This window comes from Streptomyces sp. NBC_01116 (assembly GCF_041435495.1).
GTDB lineage: Bacteria > Actinomycetota > Actinomycetes > Streptomycetales > Streptomycetaceae > Streptomyces.
This window is the reverse complement of record NZ_CP108644.1, coordinates 3,752,778-3,770,638: the sequence shown is the minus strand read 5'-3', so window position 1 is coordinate 3,770,638 and position 17,861 is coordinate 3,752,778. Positions and strand designations below refer to the sequence as shown.

Genomic DNA, 17,861 nt, shown 5'->3' with positions numbered 1-17,861 from the left:
TTTCCTTTCCGCGTACTCCATTTTCGATGAAAGGAAATCCCGTGGCACAGAAGGTTCAGGTCCTTCTTGTCGATGACCTCGACGGCGTCGAGGCCGATGAGACCGTCACGTTCGCCCTTGACGGCAAGACGTACGAGATCGACCTCACCACGGCCAACGCGGACAAGCTTCGCGGCCTTCTCGAGCCCTACACCAAGGGTGGACGTCGCACCGGCGGCCGTGCGGCCACGGGCCGCGGCAAGGGCCGTGCCGTGGCGGGCGGTAACAAGGACACCGCGGAAATCCGCCGGTGGGCGCGGGAGAACGGCCACAATGTGAATGACCGCGGCCGCGTTCCCGCCGAGATCCGCGAGGCTTACGAGAAGGCCAACGGCTGATCCGCTCCACCCCTTGTCGGCGCCCCCGAACGGGCGCGTGACAGCCGGACCCGATGGCATTCGGTTGCCGCGGCGTCCACCAGGCGTACGAGATCGGGGGCATCCCCACCGCTGCTCCCGAAGCCCGTGAGGGCCGGCAGTCGCGGCTCGGGCGCACGCCTCGGCTCTGGGGGCCGCAGCCACACGGCGGCCCCCGGCGAGTCCCCCGGGGCACCCGGGAGAGGCGGGGCCGTGACACGGCCCCCCGCACCCACGGCGGTCAGGTCCAGCGCGACCGGGCCCCACTCCAGCCAGTCGAGCAGCCCCGGCAGCTCATCGGCGCCGCCCGCGGCGACCAGCAGACCCATCCGCGTGCCGGACAGCAGTACGGGGCCGGTGCGCACACCGCGCCGCAGCACGGCGTGACCGGCCTCGGCGGGCAGCTCCAGCACATCGAAGAGCGCCCCGGTGAGCAGCCGCAGCGGATCCCTTCCCGCGGTGGCCCAGCCCAGCTCCCCCGCGTACCGCCGGGCGAGTGCGGCATCGGCCGATCCCGGAGCGGCATCGGGTGACGATCGGGGCTGGGGGACGGTGGGAGGCATGTCCGATGAACCGTCGAACCGCCTCCGGGGTTACGCAGGGTTCCTGGAGTATCACGTTCAGTCCTGGCGATGGGGGCGCGCGAGAGCGTTCAGCAGCGCAGGGATGTTCGCCCGTAGCGGAGGGAACGGGGGCGCGCCGCATGGACTGTCGGTGATTGCGGGTAAGACTTTCCTAGTGGGAAGGGGCGACACGCTGGCCGAGACGTCTCACGTTCGCCATCGGCGTACTGGCGAAAGGGGTATCTGCCTGGCCTGCGGGAACATCGTCTCGCACCATCGGGTTGGAGCAGTTGTCAGCTGTTCGGCAGTAAGAATCCCCGCCCGGCGCGGGGTGATCCGGACGGATGTCGGCAGTTGGAATGAGCTGTCCCGTCCTGCGGGACTAGCATGCGGAAGGACTGGGAGGGGACCGACCCCTCACTGACCGACCGCTCTGAGGAGCGATTAACGATGTTCGAGAGGTTCACCGACCGCGCGCGGCGGGTTGTCGTCCTGGCTCAGGAAGAAGCCCGGATGCTCAACCACAACTACATCGGCACCGAGCACATCCTCCTGGGCCTGATCCACGAGGGTGAGGGTGTCGCCGCTAAGGCCCTGGAGAGCCTCGGGATTTCGCTCGAGGCGGTCCGCCAGCAGGTGGAGGAGATCATCGGGCAGGGGCAGCAGGCTCCTTCCGGGCACATCCCCTTCACCCCGCGAGCCAAGAAGGTCCTGGAGCTGTCGCTCCGCGAGGCTCTTCAGCTGGGCCACAACTACATCGGCACCGAGCACATCCTGCTCGGCCTGATCCGCGAGGGCGAGGGCGTCGCCGCCCAGGTCCTCGTGAAGCTGGGCGCCGACCTGAACCGGGTCCGGCAGCAGGTCATCCAGCTGCTTTCCGGGTACTCGGGCGGCAAGGAGGCGGCCACCGCAGGCGGTCCCGCCGAGGGCACGCCCTCCACGTCCCTGGTGCTCGACCAGTTCGGCCGGAATCTCACCCAGGCCGCTCGTGAGTCCAAGCTCGACCCGGTCATCGGGCGCGAGAAGGAGATCGAGCGGGTCATGCAGGTGCTGTCCCGCCGGACCAAGAACAACCCGGTCCTCATCGGCGAGCCCGGCGTCGGCAAGACGGCGGTCGTCGAGGGCCTGGCCCAGGCGATCGTCAAGGGCGAGGTGCCCGAGACCCTCAAGGACAAGCACCTCTACACCCTGGACCTCGGCGCCCTGGTCGCCGGCTCCCGGTACCGGGGTGACTTCGAGGAGCGCCTGAAGAAGGTCCTCAAGGAGATCCGCACCCGCGGCGACATCATCCTGTTCATCGACGAGCTCCACACGCTGGTCGGTGCGGGTGCCGCGGAAGGCGCCATCGACGCGGCTTCGATCCTGAAGCCCATGCTGGCGCGCGGTGAGCTCCAGACCATCGGCGCCACCACGCTCGACGAGTACCGCAAGCACCTGGAGAAGGACGCCGCTCTCGAGCGCCGCTTCCAGCCCATCCAGGTCGCGGAGCCGTCGCTGCCGCACACCATCGAGATCCTCAAGGGCCTGCGCGACCGTTACGAGGCCCACCACCGGGTCTCCATCACGGACGAGGCGCTGGTCCAGGCCGCGACCCTGGCCGACCGGTACATCTCGGACCGCTTCCTGCCGGACAAGGCGATCGACCTGATCGACGAGGCCGGGTCCCGCATGCGCATCCGTCGGATGACCGCGCCGCCGGACCTCCGCGAGTTCGACGAGAAGATCGCGGGCGTCCGCCGCGACAAGGAGTCGGCCATCGACTCCCAGGACTTCGAGAAGGCGGCTTCCCTCCGCGACAAGGAGAAGCAGCTGCTGGCGGCGAAGGCCAAGCGCGAGAAGGAGTGGAAGGCCGGCGACATGGACGTCGTCGCCGAGGTCGACGGCGAGCTCATCGCCGAAGTCCTGGCCACGGCCACCGGAATCCCGGTCTTCAAGCTGACGGAGGAGGAGTCCTCCCGTCTGCTGCGCATGGAGGACGAGCTCCACAAGCGCGTCATCGGGCAGAAGGACGCCATCAAGGCCCTTTCGCAGGCGATCCGCCGTACGCGAGCCGGCCTGAAGGACCCGAAGCGCCCCGGTGGCTCGTTCATCTTCGCCGGCCCGTCCGGTGTCGGTAAGACGGAGCTCTCCAAGACGCTCGCCGAATTCCTCTTCGGCGACGAGGACGCGCTGATCTCCCTCGACATGTCGGAGTTCAGCGAGAAGCACACGGTTTCCCGCCTCTTCGGTTCGCCCCCCGGCTACGTGGGCTACGAGGAGGGCGGCCAGCTCACCGAGAAGGTGCGCCGCAAGCCGTTCTCCGTCGTCCTCTTCGACGAGGTCGAGAAGGCCCACCCCGATATCTTCAATTCCCTGCTCCAGATTCTGGAGGACGGTCGCCTGACCGACTCCCAGGGTCGGGTCGTGGACTTCAAGAACACGGTCATCATCATGACGACCAACCTCGGGACCCGGGACATCTCGAAGGGCTTCAACCTGGGCTTCGCCGCCCAGGGCGACGTCAAGACGAACTACGAGCGGATGAAGACCAAGGTCAACGAAGAGCTCAAGCAGCACTTCCGGCCGGAATTCCTCAACCGTGTCGACGACACGGTCGTCTTCCACCAGCTGACCGAGGAAGACATCATCCAGATCGTCGACCTCATGCTCGCCAAGGTCGACGAGCGGCTCCGGGACCGGGACATGGGCATCGAGCTCAGCTCCGAGGCCAAGTCGCTCCTGGCGAAGAAGGGCTACGACCCCGTGATGGGCGCCCGGCCGCTGCGCCGGACGATCCAGCGGCAGATCGAGGACATCCTCTCCGAGAAGATCCTCTTCGGTGAGCTGCGTCCCGGTCACATCGTGGTCGTGGGCACCGAGGGCGAGGGTGACGACAAGACGTTCACCTTCCGCGGCGAGGAGAAGTCGGCTCTGCCCGACGTCCCGCCGATCGAGCAGGCGGCAGGCGGCGCCGGCCCGAACCTCACGAAGGACGCGTGACGCGTGCGTAGGGCGTGAGCCCGAGCGTGTGTGAAGGGGCTGCCCCGGCACCGGTTCTCCACCGGTCCGGGGCAGCCCCTTCGCGTCAGATGTGGACGTGAAGCCGCTCTCCCAGTGCGTCGCCGCCCACCAGGGCCGTGCCGACGCCTCCGTAGACGGTCACCTGGAGACCGGTCCAGGAGAGCAGCGGTGTGAGGTCCAGCTCCGCTGTGTCCGTCGGAACGTTCAGCGTCAGCGCGGTGAGCCCGGGAAAGAGCCGGCGCAGCAGGTCCGCCTGACCGGCGTCCTGGAACGCGTCGACCTCAAGATCCTCGACCGAGGGGACCGGTTCGAGGGCGTCCGTCGCCGTGAAGGGGAACGACTCCAGCTCGAACAGGGTGATGCGGGGGTTCGCACGGAGTTCGGCCAGCACGTCGCCGAGCGAGGCGACCTCCGAGACACGCAGCCCGGTGAGCGACTCCCAGGCCCCGAGCCCCCGCACGGACAGGGGCTGGTCACCGCTGACGCAGAGCTGCGCCAGGCCCGGGAGGACCGGCAGTTCGTCCCACGCGGCCGGGTCCAGTCCGCGGACGTTCAGGTAGATGAGGTCGGACATGCCCGCCACGGGGGCGAGGAGACCGGCCGAGCGCTGTCCCAGGTCCACCGAGAGGTCGGTGAGCGAGGGCAGCGCGCCGAGCGGCGTCAGGTCCTCGATCGCGGGACATTGGACGAGGCCGAGGTGACGGAGCGTGTCCGCCTGGGAGCCCAGCAGGGAGACGTCCGCGAACAGGGTGTTCGCGTGGAGGCGCAGATGGCTCAGACGGGTCTCGGCCAGGGCGGTGCGCAGCTCGCCGTCGGTCAGGTCGCCGAACAGGATGAGTCGTCCCAGGGACGGCAGGTGGCGCAGGGCGCCGAGCCGGCCCCGGTCGACGAGGACGTAGCGCTGCGAGAGGTCGTGGTGGGCGAGGACCTCACGGGCGTAGGGCTCCGGTGGAAAGACGCTCCACAGGGTGGTGAAGTCGCTGAACAGCGCGGGATGCGCGGCGAGCCACGCGCGGACGTGCCGGATGGCCTCGGCGCCGCCGACGTTGAGGAGCAGGCGGGACACGTGATGGGCGGCCGGGCTGCCCGCCGGCACGCTCTCCGGTTCCGGCAGGTGGTCCAGCGCCGCCGCCCCGAGCCGGGACAGGACGGCTGCCTGGTCCGCGTCGGCGGGCGGGAACAGGGACGCCGTGCTGTGGCGGACCCGGTCCCGTACCGCGCCGTCCAGCCAGGTCGCGTGCTGCTCGCACAGCGCCGCGAGGACGTGCAGGGTGCTCCGCTCGGCGGAGCCCTCCGGGTGCTTCAGCCCCGCGTCCAGCAACCCGTCCACCAGCACCGCGAGTTCGCGCCTGCCGCAGTGCCCCGCCGCCAGCAGGATCACGTCCTGCCAGTACTCCTCGTCCGCGTGCCGCAGCAGCTCGTTGAGGTGCTCGTCCTCGATCAGCTCCTTCGCGGCCAGGTAGTCCTGGAAGGTCCGGTGGATGAACTGGTAGGTGTCGTCCCTGCGCTCCTGGAGCAGCCCGCTCCGGTTGAGCAGATGGGTCAGGATCCTCTCCGGCGGGCCCTGCGAGCTCACCCGCTCCATCCCCGCCAGCGCCCGGCCGAGCTGGCGCAGCGCCTGACCCCGGGTGAACTCCGACTGGCCCTCCCGGACCAGCCACACCGCGATGCGCTGGAGCAGCTGGGTGTGTTCCTCCACCTCCAGCTCGATGCCCTCGGGTCCCCCGATCCGGCGGCGGCGGTCGCGGTGGCCCAGCAGCATGTCCAGGGCCGAGCTGTACAGCTTCCAGCGGGTCTCCGGGAGGAATCCGTCGCGGCGGCGGTGGAGGGCGCAGATCACCGCGCAGAGCAGCGGCGTACGGGCCAGGTCACGGAGGGTGGCGTTCTGGTCGAACTGGCGGGACAGGTCGTGCTCCAGTTCGTCCAGCCGGTCGTGGCCGTCCAGCTCGGACAGCAGGGCCGCCCGGTGCCAGGAGGCGACGAACGCCTGGATGTCCTCGTTCCGCATGGGCAGGAGCCGTAGCTCCGCGAAGCCTTCCGAGCGCAGCCAGTCCGGCTCGACGGCGAGCGGCCGGACGGTCGCGACGCACCGGGTGTCCGGGTAGCGGGCCAGCAGCTGCGTGAGCCAGGTGTGCGCCTGCTCGCGGTCCTCCGGCGGCACCTCGTCCAGGCCGTCCACCAGGAGCAGCGCCCGACCCGACTCCAGGACCCGGCCCGCCCAGCCCTCCGGCGCCGTGTCGACCACCAGCCCCGCCGCACCCGACAGCTCGGCCGGGCCCGGGAACGTCGCCCCGCGGCCCCGCAGGGTGCGCAGGGGCACCACGAAGGGGACCAGGCCGTTGAGCGGGGCCAGGTCGTCGTCGAGGGTGCGGGCCGAGGCGTGGGCGGCCAGCCACCACAGCAGCGTCGTCTTGCCCGCGCCCGCCTCGCCGCGCAGCAGGACCCGGGGCCGGTCGGCGAGGAGGGTGTGGACGCGCTGGGGGAGGGGCGGGGCGTGGGTGGCGACGGGTCCGGAGGCGGCCCGGTCCTGTGCCTGGGCCTCCAGGCTGAGGTAGGCGGTGTCGAGGTCCCATTCGGCGTCGTGCCGGCTCAGCTCGTCCAGGCCGAAGATCTTCGTGCGGCGGTAGGCGACGCCGAGCGCCCGGGCGTACTCCGCCTCGTACCGCAGGTCTCTCGGGAAGCTGCCGTGGACGCGTTCCTCGCGCAGGTCGACCCCGGTCCGCCGGTAGACGAGGCGGAAGGGCTTCGCGGCCAGGACCGGGGCGAGCGGGACGCACTCGACCCGGCGGCCGTCGCGCTGCCGCGGGACCTGCCGGGCGACGCCCAGGAGCACGTCCCCCATGAAGACCGGGCCGCCGGAGAGCCCGGACAGCGCGGCCGGCTCGTCGTCCGGGCGTGCCGCGGGCGGGCCGTCGAGGTCGCAGACCAGCAGGTCGCGGACGAGCCCCGCCATGGGCAGCACCGTCGCCGTGTACTGGTCCGCCTCCAGGTGCTGGTCGCGGCCGTAGCGCTGGACGCGCGGGAAGCCGGTGATCTCGCACTCGGGTATCGCCTGGCGGGTGTCGACCACGCCGAGCCGTACGGGAGGGACCGGCCGCACCGGTTCGACGGCCTCCAGCAGGGCCACGTCCAGGCGGTAGTCGATCCAGGCGACGGTGGCCCGTACGCGGTCGGAGACGGCGGGGTGGGCGATCAGGACGGACCCGGACTTGACCACATGGGCGCAGGTCAGGACCAGCCGGTCGGTGAGGAGGACGCCGCTGCCCTGCTGGATCGCGGAGACGACCACCGTGCGGTCGGCCGGCGGCACCGTGCTCACGGCCTCGCCGCCCCGTCCCCGAACCCTGCCGTGGGCCCGTCGTCCCGCGCTGTGCTGCTGCCGAATCCCGCGGTGGACCCGTCGTCCTCCGTTCCGATCTCCCAGGCCTCGCCCGTGGCGGCGTTGCGCGGGGTCAGGGTGAAGGCGACCTTGTGCGTGCGGCCCGTGGTGCGGGCGGCGTCCGCACCCGCCTCGACCACCCAGGCCTTCACCTTGCCGCCCGCCTTGGCCTCGCGGCGCAGTTCGAGGGTGAACTCCATCTGGATGTCGCCGACCGCGAAGGAGACCGGGTGGTCCGTGGCCCGGGTCGCCGCGTCGATGAGCTGGTTGCGGATGGACGCCACGGCGTCGGCGAGCTCGATGCCGTCCAGCGCGTGGGCTTTCGGTGCCTGGGCGTCCGGTACGTGGGCGTCCGGTGCCTGGGCGTTCGGTACATGGGTGTTCTCGGCCGTCATGGAGTCCCCCGGGGTGTGGTGCCGCTTTCCCGTCAGCGTAGTGAAGTAGCGGGCCGAAGGTCCCGAATCGGAAGGACCTAGGTCCCACCGGCGGTGACAAGGCGCACAGCCCGAAACAGGCCTACTACCCGGGCTAGGAGAAGGGCATGTGATCGGCCGAGGGACCTTCGGCCCGGCGGCGGTGGGCCCTTCCGAGGTTCTGGGCGATACGGCCCTTTCGCGGTGGCATGTCCGGAAAAAGGCTCACGGAACAGGCGTTAAACGTCTTCCGCGCGCAGGATTTCGTGGCCCGTGCCGACTCCTCACGGAGGGACAAGTGCGGCGAATTCCCCCGGCCCCCTCTACGGCTTTTCTTCGTAGATGGGGTGTTTGAGCACCGGCGGGGGTGCGGGTTACCAAGGTGGAGCAAGCCCGGACAGCACGCCGGGTCCACTCACCTTCGGAGGACTTCCTCGTATGAAGCGCGCAACGAACCAGCACACCATCCGCCCGTCCGCCTTCCGCGTCCGTGGCGCCGTCCTGGCCGCCGGCCTGGGAGCGTCCGTGGTGCTGGGTGCCGGATCGGCGTTCGCGTCCAGCGGCGGTGAAGCCGCTGCCGCTCCCCTCGCCGCCGCCACGGCCGCCGACTCGGTCGCCCAGCAGGCGACCGCGCAGGGCAAGGCCGCCGAGGCCGCGAAGAAGGCCTCCGCGAAGAAGGCCTCCGACGCGAAGAAGAAGGCCGAGGACAAGAAGAAGGCCGCGAAGAAGAACGCCGCCTCCTGGAAGTCCCCGGTCAAGAAGTACACGCTGAGCGCCAGCTACGGCACCGGTGGCGCCCGCTGGGCCGCCAAGCACTCCGGCCAGGACTTCGCCGTGCCGGTCGGCACCGACGTCGTGGCCGCCCACAAGGGCACCGTCGTGAAGGCAGGCCCGAACGGCGCCGGCGACGGCCCCGCGTACGGCAACGCCGTCGTGATCAAGCACTCCAACGGCAAGTACTCGCAGTACGCGCACCTGTCGAAGGTCAACGTGAAGATCGGCCAGACCGTGAAGACCGGCCAGAAGATCGCGCTGTCCGGCAACACCGGAAACTCCAGCGGCCCGCACCTGCACTTCGAGATCCGCACGTCCCCGAACTACGGCTCGGCGCTGAACCCGGCGGCGTTCCTCCGCTCGGTGCACGTCTCCATCTGATCCGGCCGGCGTAACCGCGCGACCCCGGACCGGCCCCCGAAGCGCCCGGCCGGGCGCGCAGCACAACCGAACAGAGTCAGTGGACCCGTTACACCCCGGTACCCGGGGCGTGCGCCCGGGTCACCCGTCCGACGGCGACGTCGAGGACAGCCTCACGGCTCACTCCTCGGGGTCGCCGTCGTCGTTCCACCACACCGTCCACCGGGCGGTGCGGCTCAGTCCGACGCCTGCCGCTGGTCCGCCATCCGCAGCACCGGGAAGCTCCCGGTCACCGTCGGCGCGTGCTCCGGCAGCCACAGCACCGCGATCGCCCCGCCCGTGCCCTCCGCCGCGCCCGAGGGCGCCGCGTTGCGGAAGGTCAGCCGGGCCCCCAGCACCCTCGCCTGGCCCGCCGCGATCGTCAGGCCGAGACCGTGACCGTGCCCGGCCCGGTCCATGCTTCCGGTACGGAAGCGGCTCGGCCCGTCCCGCAGCAGCTCCTCCGGGAATCCCGGACCGTGGTCGCGGACCCGCACCACCCGGCCCTCGACCGTGACCTCCACCGGGGTCGAGCCGTGCTTCGCGGCGTTCCCGAGCAGATTGCCGAGGATGCGCTCCAGCCGGCGCGGATCGGTGGAGACCCACGACTCGTGCACCACCCGCACGGTCACCTCCGGGTTCAGCAGCCCGATCCGGCGGCTGACGAACTCGCCGAGCGGCAGCATCTGGAGCTCCGCCCGCTCCGAGGCGCTGTCCAGCCGGGCCACCTCCAGCACGTCCTCGACCAGCGTGCGCATCGCCTGCGCCCGGTCCCGCACCAGCTCGGTGGGGCGGCCCGGCGGCAGCAGCTCGGCCGCCGTGAGCAGCCCGGTCACCGGGGTACGCAGCTCATGGGCGATGTCCGCGGTGACCCGGCGCTCCGCCTCGATCCGCTCGTTCAGCGCGTCGGTCAGCGCGTCGACCGCCCGCGCCAGCTCGTCGGTCTCGTCGCGGACGACCCCGCCGACGGCCTCCCTGACCCGTACGTCCGTCTGCCCCTGGGCGACCCGGCCCGCCGCGGCCGCCGCCTTGCGCAGCCGGCGCGAGAGCTGGCCGCCGATGAGGACCCCGAGCGCGCAGCCGCCGAAGACCACCGAGACCGAGCCGATGAGCAGGGCCCGGTCCAGGTCGTCCATGATCGTGGCGGAGCGGTCCGCGAACCGGGAGTGCAGCGAGAGCACGTCCCCGCCCGCCAGCGGAACCGCCGCCCAGACCTCGGGGACCCCGTCGGGGCCCTGCGTCACATGGGTGGCCCGGCGGTTCTTGCGGACCTCGTCGCGCAGGCTCGGCGGGATCGTCGGGTCGTTGAGCTTCGCCCCGAACTTCGGACCGCCCTTCTGCATGCTCGTCGCCTCGTAGAAGCGCTGCGCGCCCAGCAGCCGCTCCAGCTGCACCTCGCGGGCGTTCTCGATCATCGAGACGCGGGCCGCGTTGTGCACCACGAGGCTCAGCGCCACCGCGACGAGCGCGCCGACCGCCGCGATGGCGATGCTGATCTTCCAGCGGACTCCGGTCCGCAGGGCCAGTCGCTTCATCCGCGCAGCTTGTAGCCGAAGCCGCGGACCGTGTCGATCCGGTCCTGGCCGATCTTGGTGCGCAGCCGCTGGACGTGGACGTCCACGACCCGGGTGTCACCGCCCCAGCCGTAGTCCCAGACCCGCTCCAGGAGCTTGTCGCGGGACAGGACGGTGCCCGGTGCGGACGAGAACTCCAGCAGCAGCCGCATCTCGGTGGGCGTCAGCGCCACCTGCTCACCGGCCCGCCGCACCTCCATGCCGTCCGTGTCGACCTCCAGATCGCCGAAGACCAGCACCCCGCCGAACGCCCCGGCCTCCCCCTCCGCACCGCCCTGACCCGGACCGTCCGGCCCGGCCGCGTGGCCGAAGCGGCGCAGCACCGCCCGGATGCGGGCGACCAGGACCGCGCCGTCGAAGGGCTTGGTGACGTAGTCGTCGGCTCCGGCCTCCAGGCCCAGCACCACGTCGATCGAGTCGGCCCGCGCGGAGAGCATGATCACCGGCACGGTCGACTCGTCCCGGATGCGGCGGCACAGGCTCACCCCGTCCAGGCCCGGCACCATCACGTCGAGCAGGGCGATGTCCGGCCGGTCGGCGCGGAACGCCTCCAGACCGGAGAGCCCGTCGGGCATCGCGGTGACCGTGAAGCCGACCCGTTCCAGGGCGAGCTGGGTGGCCTCGCGGATGACGTCGTCGTCCTCGACGAAGAGGACGTGGGTCTCGGCCATGGGGCTGCTTCTCGCTTTCCGTTCCCGCTCGGTTCCACCGGCACGGCCTCGTGCCCGCCCGGTCTCAATTCCTGCCCTGCTCCACCGGCGCCTCGGACGGAACCGGCTCCACCGGTTCCACCGGCTCCGACTGCACCGGCAGCTCGCCGTCCGTGCCCTCGACGGCACGGCTGAAGTCGTTGTGCACCCGGTCGTGCTCGGTGAAGCGGTCGCTCGCCCAACGGTAGGTGACCACCTCCGAGCCGGACGGGTACGCCAGCGGGTCCTTCGATCCGTAGACCTGGGTCGTCACCACCAGGTCGCCCCGGTCGATCGTTCCGTAGACGGCGGGCACCTCGGCCGTGAAGACGTTCTTGTACGAGCCGTCGCCGTCCGCCCGGTACACATACGTTCCGACGCCCACCGAATCGGCGCAGCTCATCACGTTGACCACCACGTCGGCGGCCCGGCCGCCCGTCATCGACCCGTAGGAGGTGTCGATCGGATAGGCCCTGCCCGCGCAGGGCCTGAGCCCGTCCCTGACCTGCTCGCCCACCTTGGGGTCGCCCTTCAGGAGCCGCACGGCGTCGACCCGCCTGACGGGCGGGGTCGTGCCGGAGGGGCCGGACTGGGGGGTGACCTTGGCGACCGGCTGGCTGCCGGCGGGGCCCTCGTCCCGGGTGCCGGTGCCGCCCGTGGAGCAGCCGACGCCGAACAGCCCGAAGGCGACGAGTCCGGCCAAGGCCGTGCCACTCGCCGCCATACCGCTCCGGAGTCCCCGGCTCCGGCCCGATCTCCCCGGACCGTCGCCGTCGTCCGGGCCCCCGGACCCGTTCGAGGAGGAATCACTCGAGGCAGGGCCCCTTCCGGAAGGGCCTCTCCCGGAAGGCCCGCCCGAGGAACCGCCCCCGAAGCCGCCCCCGCCGCCGCTGCTGCCGCTCAGGCCGCGCACCGCTCCATCCCCCGCTCGTCGTGACGCCCGTTCCGCTGCGCCGGTGTGTGTGCCCTCGCCCCCGGCACCGTCGTCACGGGCGACCGCCGGGCGGGGACACGGGCGGAGGTGACCGGCGCCGCGCTCCGGTGGCCCCCGGTCTCCCGGGCGACCGCCTCGCGGCTGACCAGCTCGCGGCTCTCCAGCTCCTGGCGCAGTCGTGCCAGGGCCCGGTGCAGCGTGCTCTTGACCGTACCGGCCGACATGCCGAGTGCCGCGGCCGTCTCCTCCGTGCTCATCTGCTCCCAGTGTCGCAGCACGACGACGCTGCGCTGCTTGGGAGCCAGGATGCCGAGGATGTCCATCAGCAGGGCGCGGTCGGCGCGCTGGTCGCTGCCGTCATCGACGCTCGCGTCGGGCAGCTGCTCGGTCGGGACCTCTTCGAGCTTGCGCGCCCGCCACCACTCCGTACGGGTGTTGATCATGACGCGGCGCAGATAGGCGTCGGCCAGGGACTTGTCGGCGATGCCGTCCCAGCGGCCGTAGGTGCGCACCAGGGCGGTCTGCAGCAGGTCCTGGGCATCCACGGGATCGGGAACCAGGCGGCGCGCGCTGCGCAGCAGCGCCTCCTGCCGTGTGCGTACGTAGTCCTCGAACGCGAGCACCTCGCCCTGCGCCATGACAACCGCCTCCGTCCCCGAACATCCCCGTGCCGCAGGCGGCACCGCGGGTGTTCCGCGGTCCGGCCGTCCTGCTGTCGCAGACGCTACGGAGGCGTTGTCACGGCGATGTGCGGAGCAGCCGTAGGCCGGTGCACGGCTGCCCATCGGTTGTGTAACAGTGCGGGAGAAGCCGTTTCCCGGGGCGGGCGAAGAGGGGGCCGCGGACCCGGCCCGGGATCAGGTCAGCGGCAGTCGGTACCGGCCGTCCGCCAGCGGCTCGACCAGCCCGTCGGCCACCAGCCCGTCCAGTGCGCGGGCCCGCTGCACCGGCTCCTCCCACACCGCGTCCAGCGCGGCCTGCGCCACGGGGCCCACGGAGTCCCGCAACACCGCCAGCAGCCGCCCGCGCACCTGGCGGTCGGTCCCGGCGTACGTCTGGCCCTTGCGCGGCGGCCCCTGGTGCGCGGGCTTCCCCGCCAGCCGCCAGGCACACCGGGAGGCGATCGGGCACCGGTCGCAGTCCTCGTTGCGCGCGGTGCACACGAGGGCGCCCAGCTCCATCGTGGCCGCCGCCCAGCGCGCCGCCCGCTCGTCCTCCTCGGGCAGCAGCGCCCGCGCGAGCTTGCGCTCGGCGGCCGTGGTCGCGTTCGGCGGGTACTGGACCCCGGACGCGGCGCGGGCGAACACCCGGCGGACGTTCGTGTCGAGCACCGCGTGCCGCTGTCCGTACGCGAACGAGGCCACGGCCGCCGCCGTGTACTCGCCGATCCCGGGCAGCGCCAGCAGCTGGGCGTGCTCGCTCGGCACATCGCCGCCGTGCCGTTCCGTTATCGCCTGCGCGGCCCCGTGCAGGCGCAGCGCACGGCGCGGGTAGCCGAGCCGGCCCCAGGCGCGGACCGCCTCCCCGGGCGCCTCGGCGGCCAGGTCGGCGGGGCGGGGCCAGCGGGCGAGCCACTGTTCGTACACCGGGAGGACCCGGCTCACCGGGGTCTGCTGGAGCATGAACTCGCTGACCATCACACCCCAGGCGCCCGCTTCGGGGCGGCGCCAGGGCAGATCGCGGGCATGCTGCTCGAACCACCCGATGACGGGGGTGTGGAGGGAGGAGGCGGGGGGCGTCTGTGTCGAAGTCATGGCAGTCATCGCACGGACGATCCTGGCACGGAAGAGGGAGTGGCGGTCACGGGCGCGGGAGTGTCGGCCCATGCGGCGGTCCACGGGGTGACAACGCCACCCGTTCTGTCCCCTGTGACCGGATCCCCGTGATGATGATCGGCAAAACTTGCCGCCGGAGCGGCGGGTGGGGCCTGAGTCGGCCCGGATCTCTCGTAGAGTTCGGACCGTGGGATCTATGCGCAATCCGGTCGGTCCGCTTCCCTCCAGCATCTACTGGCGACGAAGGGCGGTAGCGGGACTTCTCGTTGCGCTGCTCGCCGTGTTGATCGCCTGGGGCGTGACGTCCGGAGGCGGTGGGGGGAGCCGGAGCGACGGCAAGTCCGGCGGCTCCGACCCGGTCGAGTCGATCACTCCCGGGCCCTCGGGCTCCGGCCCCGCGATCAGCCAACAGCCGGGCGGCCGGGACGAGTCGGGCGAGAACGGCGGCTCCGGAGGCTCCGGCGGCTCCGACGGCGGCGCGGGTGGGTCCTCCGGTGGTGCGGGCGAGGGCGCCTCGTCCGACGGGGCGTCAACGGGCGGTGCGGGAACGGCCGATTCGGGTGCGGGCGGCGGCGGCACGGCGGGCCAACAGGTCCCGGCCGGCTCCCCGCTTCCCGAGTGCAAGCCCTCCGCGGTGCGGTTGAGCCTGCGGACGAAGGTCAGTTACGGCCCCGACGACAAGCCGAAGTTCGAACTGATCGCGAAGAACACCTCGTCGGCGGCGTGCAAGGCCGACCTCGGGCCGAAGAGCGCGGTGCTCACGGTCACCGAGGCCGGTGGCGAGGACGACGATCCGGTCTGGTCCTCGAAGGACTGCCCCGCCGCGGCCGGTCCGCTGTTCCTGAAGGTTCCGGCGGGCGCGACGGTGATCCACACGGTCGACTGGAACCGCACGCTGTCCGTGCCCGGCTGTGCGACGCCTCCGGCGGGCAAGGCGGGCCCGGGAACGTACCTCCTGGAGGCGAAGGCCCCGGGCGCCCCCGTCCAGCGGGCCTCGTTCGTCCTCGCGAAGGACTGACCGGCCTCTGCGGACCGGCGAACCCAGCCCGTCCGGCGTTCGAGGACGGGACCGTCCACGTGGACGAGCGATGCGCCAAGAGGTCCGGGCCAGTCCGTAGGGCACCGCCCACCGGGCAGCAGGGTTCCGTCCTCAAGCGGCGGACGGGCTGATGGTGGTGGCCGGGGTTCCGTCCCGAAGCGTGCCGGACGGGCTGATGGTGGCCCAGGGTTCCGTGGCTCGGGCCGGTGTCAGACGTACCGTTCCAGGATCGACGACTCCGCCAGCCGCGACAGACCCTCCCGCACGCTGCGCGCCCGCGCCTCGCCGACGCCGTCCACCGTCTGGAGGTCGTCCACGCTCGCCGCCAGCAGCTTCTGCAGACCGCCGAAGTGCTCCACCAGCCGCTCGATGATCGCCCCGGGCAGCCGCGGCACCTTCGCCAGCAGCCGGAAGCCCCGCGGGGACACCGCCGAGTCCAGCGTCTCGGGCGAGCCGCTGTAGCCCAGCGCCCGCGCCACCACCGCCAGCTCCAGCAGCTCCGTGTGGCTCAGCGCGTCCAGCTCGGTCAGCGCCTCCGCCACCGTGCGCGACCGTTTCGCCGTCGGTTCGGGGACGTAGTCCCGGACGACCAGCTCCCGCTCCGGCTCCACCCCGGCGATCAGCTCGTCCAGCTGGAGGGAGAGCAGACGTCCGTCGGTGCCGAGCTCGACCACGTACTCCGCGATCTCCGTGGCGATCCGCCGCACCATCTCCAGCCGCTGCGCCACCGCCGTCACGTCCCGGACGGTGACCAGGTCCTCGATCTCCAGCGCGGACAGCGTGCCCGCCACCTCGTCGAGGCGCAGTTTGTACCGCTCCAGCGTGGCGAGCGCCTGGTTGGCCCGGGACAGGATCGCGGAGGACTCCTCCAGGACCCGCCGCTCCCCGTCCACGTACAGCGCGATGAGGCGCATCGACTGGGAGACCGAGACGACGGGGAAGCCGCACGCCTTGGAGACCCGGTCCGCCGTGCGGTGACGGGTGCCCGTCTCCTCCGTGTGGATCGAGGCGTCCGGGACCAGCTGCACGCCGGCCCGCAGGATCTTGGTCATGTCCTTGTCGAGGATCAGCGCCCCGTCGAGCTTGCACAGCTCGCGCAGGCGCGTCGCCGTGAACTCCACGTCCAGCACGAATCCGCCGGTGCACATCGACTCGACGGTCTTGTCCATGCCCAGCACGATCAGGCCACCGGTATTGCCGCGGAGAATGCGCTCCAGGCCGTCCCGCAGGGCCATTCCGGGCGCGACCGCGCTCAACGAGGCGCGCATCAGCGCCTCGTTACCGGTGCCTTGGCCGGACTTTCCGGGCGTCGTCGCCCGGTCGTTGGCTGCCACTGCACTCCTCCGGTCACAGGTTGCGGTGCCCTCGCGTCCCCCATGCCGTGTCCACGGGCGGGCGAGACCAGGGCAAAGTCTACCGGCGCGCGTTGTCTTCCTGACGAGGCTGCGGCGCCTCTTGACGAGACCGGCGCGGGAGGACCCGCAGAGCGTCGCCCATGTCGGCGACTTCCGTGACCTTCATACCGGCCGGGACCTTCCCCGGATCCGTCGGAACGAGCGCGTGCGTGAAGCCCAGACGGTGTGCCTCGGCCAGCCGCCGCTGCACCCCGGTGACCCTCCTGACCTCGCCCGCGAGCCCCACCTCGCCGATCGCGACCAGGTTCTTCGGGAGCGGGGTGTCGCTGGCCGCGCTGGCCAGGGCGAGCGCGATCGCCAGGTCGGCGGCGGGTTCGGTGAGCTTCACGCCGCCCACCGTCGCGCTGTAGATGTCCCGCTTGCCGAGTGCGCTGATCCGGCCGCGCTGCTCCAGCACGGCGAGCATCATCGAGACCCGGGAGGTCTCCAGACCCGAGGTCGTGCGCCGGGGCGAGGGGATCTGGGAGTCGACGGTGAGCGCCTGCACCTCGGCGACCAGGGGCCGCTTGCCCTCCAGGGTCACCGTCAGGCAGGTGCCCGGCACCGCCACGTCGCGGCGGGTCAGGAAGAGGCCCGAGGGGTCGGCGAGCCCGGTGATGCCCTCGTCGTGCAGCTCGAAGCAGCCGACCTCGTCGGTCGCCCCGTAACGGTTCTTGACGCCGCGCACCAGCCGCAGCCGGGCGTGCCGGTCGCCCTCGAAGGACAGCACCACGTCCACCAGGTGCTCCAGCAGCCGGGGCCCGGCGATCGCGCCGTCCTTGGTGACGTGACCGACGAGCAGCGTGGCCATCCCGCGCTCCTTGGAGGCCCGGATCAGCGCCCCGGCGACCTCCCGGACCTGGGCCATCCCGCCGGGCGCGCCGTCGATCTCGGGCGAGGCGACGGTCTGCACCGAGTCCAGGACGAGCAGCGAGGGCTTCACCGCGTCCAGGTGGCCGAGCACCGCCGAGAGGTCGGTCTCCGCCGCGAGGTAGAGGTGGTCGTTGATCGCCCGGATCCGGTCGGCCCGCAGCCGGACCTGGCTCGCGGACTCCTCGGCGGTGACATAGAGCGTGCGGTGGTCGTCGCTCGCCGCCTTGGCCGCCACGTCCAGCAGCAGCGTCGACTTGCCGACGCCCGGCTCGCCCGCCAGCAGCACGACCGCGCCCGGCACCAGCCCGCCGCCGAGCACGCGGTCCAGCTCGCCGACGCCGGTCGAGCGGGCGGTGGCCGTCCGGCTGTCGACCTGGCCGATCGGCACGGCCGCCGTGGAGACCCGGCCGGCCGCGGTGGTGCGCACGGCGGGGGCGCCGCCGAACTCCTCGACCGTCCCCCACGCCTGGCACTCGGGGCAACGGCCGAGCCACTTGGCGGTGGTCCAGCCGCATTCGGTACAGCGGTAGGACGGCCGGTCCTTCGCGGATTTCGTACGGGCAGCCATGGCGCCACCGTATAGGTGAGGTACGACAACCCCTCCCGGGCGGCGGCGTGCGGGGCCCCGCCGCACGCAGGGCGCACGGAAGCGCACCGGAG

Annotated in this window: 14 protein-coding genes; 4 read left to right on the top strand and 10 right to left on the bottom strand. The window is 71.9% G+C overall.

Annotated elements, in window-relative coordinates; translation table 11 throughout:
- Positions 1-41 precede the first annotated feature (41 nt).
- Positions 42-377, top strand: a complete 336-nt coding sequence (locus tag OG245_RS16335; RefSeq protein WP_003968298.1) for an Lsr2 family protein — start codon at positions 42-44, stop codon at positions 375-377.
- Here the strand turns inward: OG245_RS16335 and OG245_RS16330 are convergent.
- On the bottom strand, positions 356-958 hold the full coding sequence (locus OG245_RS16330; RefSeq protein ID WP_371624263.1) for an SCO3374 family protein: 603 nt from the start codon (positions 956-958) through the stop codon (positions 356-358). The two genes, OG245_RS16335 and OG245_RS16330, sit on opposite strands and share 22 nt — an antisense overlap.
- Positions 959-1,408: 450 nt before the next feature.
- Here OG245_RS16330 and OG245_RS16325 point away from each other — a divergent pair, with 450 nt between their 5' ends.
- Positions 1,409-3,937: an ATP-dependent Clp protease ATP-binding subunit gene (locus OG245_RS16325; protein ID WP_371624262.1), complete on the top strand. Its 2,529-nt coding sequence runs from the start codon at positions 1,409-1,411 to the stop codon at positions 3,935-3,937.
- Positions 3,938-4,022: 85 nt separating this feature from the next.
- Here OG245_RS16325 and OG245_RS16320 read toward each other — a convergent pair whose 3' ends face one another.
- On the bottom strand, positions 4,023-7,277 hold the full coding sequence (locus OG245_RS16320; protein ID WP_371624261.1) for an NACHT domain-containing protein: 3,255 nt from the start codon (positions 7,275-7,277) through the stop codon (positions 4,023-4,025).
- Entirely contained in the window at positions 7,274-7,732 is a 459-nt protein-coding gene (locus tag OG245_RS16315; RefSeq protein WP_371624260.1) for a trypco2 family protein, read from the bottom strand. Before OG245_RS16315 ends, OG245_RS16320 begins: the two co-directional genes overlap by 4 nt.
- Before the next feature lie 456 nt (positions 7,733-8,188).
- Between OG245_RS16315 and OG245_RS16310 the strand changes: the two genes are divergently transcribed.
- Positions 8,189-8,905: a M23 family metallopeptidase gene (locus OG245_RS16310; protein WP_371624259.1), complete on the top strand. Its 717-nt coding sequence runs from the start codon at positions 8,189-8,191 to the stop codon at positions 8,903-8,905.
- 215 nt (positions 8,906-9,120) lie between these two features.
- Here OG245_RS16310 and cseC read toward each other — a convergent pair whose 3' ends face one another.
- The 5 genes from cseC to OG245_RS16285 all read right to left on the bottom strand — a co-directional run bounded on the left by cseC (position 9,121) and on the right by OG245_RS16285 (position 13,883).
- Positions 9,121-10,458, bottom strand: coding sequence for a two-component system sensor histidine kinase CseC (gene cseC, locus OG245_RS16305; RefSeq protein WP_371624258.1), 1,338 nt, complete (start codon positions 10,456-10,458; stop codon positions 9,121-9,123).
- The gene (gene cseB, locus OG245_RS16300) at positions 10,455-11,168 is read right to left on the bottom strand and encodes a two-component system response regulator CseB (RefSeq protein WP_371624257.1); all 714 of its coding nucleotides are present in this window, start codon (positions 11,166-11,168) and stop codon (positions 10,455-10,457) included. Before cseB ends, cseC begins: the two co-directional genes overlap by 4 nt.
- Before the next feature lie 64 nt (positions 11,169-11,232).
- Entirely contained in the window at positions 11,233-11,910 is a 678-nt protein-coding gene (locus tag OG245_RS16295; protein ID WP_371624256.1) for a hypothetical protein, read from the bottom strand.
- A gap of 176 nt (positions 11,911-12,086) precedes the next feature.
- Positions 12,087-12,758: a SigE family RNA polymerase sigma factor gene (locus tag OG245_RS16290; protein ID WP_371624255.1), complete on the bottom strand. Its 672-nt coding sequence runs from the start codon at positions 12,756-12,758 to the stop codon at positions 12,087-12,089.
- Between the two features lie 219 nt (positions 12,759-12,977).
- Positions 12,978-13,883 (bottom strand): A/G-specific adenine glycosylase, encoded by a 906-nt coding sequence (locus OG245_RS16285; protein WP_371624254.1) that lies wholly within the window; start codon positions 13,881-13,883, stop codon positions 12,978-12,980.
- 292 nt (positions 13,884-14,175) lie between these two features.
- Between OG245_RS16285 and OG245_RS16280 the strand changes: the two genes are divergently transcribed.
- Positions 14,176-14,913 carry a hypothetical protein gene (locus OG245_RS16280; protein WP_371624253.1) on the top strand — a complete coding sequence of 246 codons (738 nt, stop codon included), beginning with the start codon at positions 14,176-14,178 and terminating at the stop codon, positions 14,911-14,913.
- 230 nt (positions 14,914-15,143) lie between these two features.
- On the opposite strand, the gene disA is transcribed toward OG245_RS16280, so the two are convergent.
- Entirely contained in the window at positions 15,144-16,268 is a 1,125-nt protein-coding gene (gene disA / locus OG245_RS16275; protein WP_007456913.1) for a DNA integrity scanning diadenylate cyclase DisA, read from the bottom strand.
- Positions 16,269-16,347: 79 nt separating this feature from the next.
- On the bottom strand, positions 16,348-17,769 hold the full coding sequence (gene radA, locus OG245_RS16270) for a DNA repair protein RadA (protein WP_371624252.1): 1,422 nt from the start codon (positions 17,767-17,769) through the stop codon (positions 16,348-16,350).
- Between the last annotated feature and the right edge of the window lie 92 nt (positions 17,770-17,861).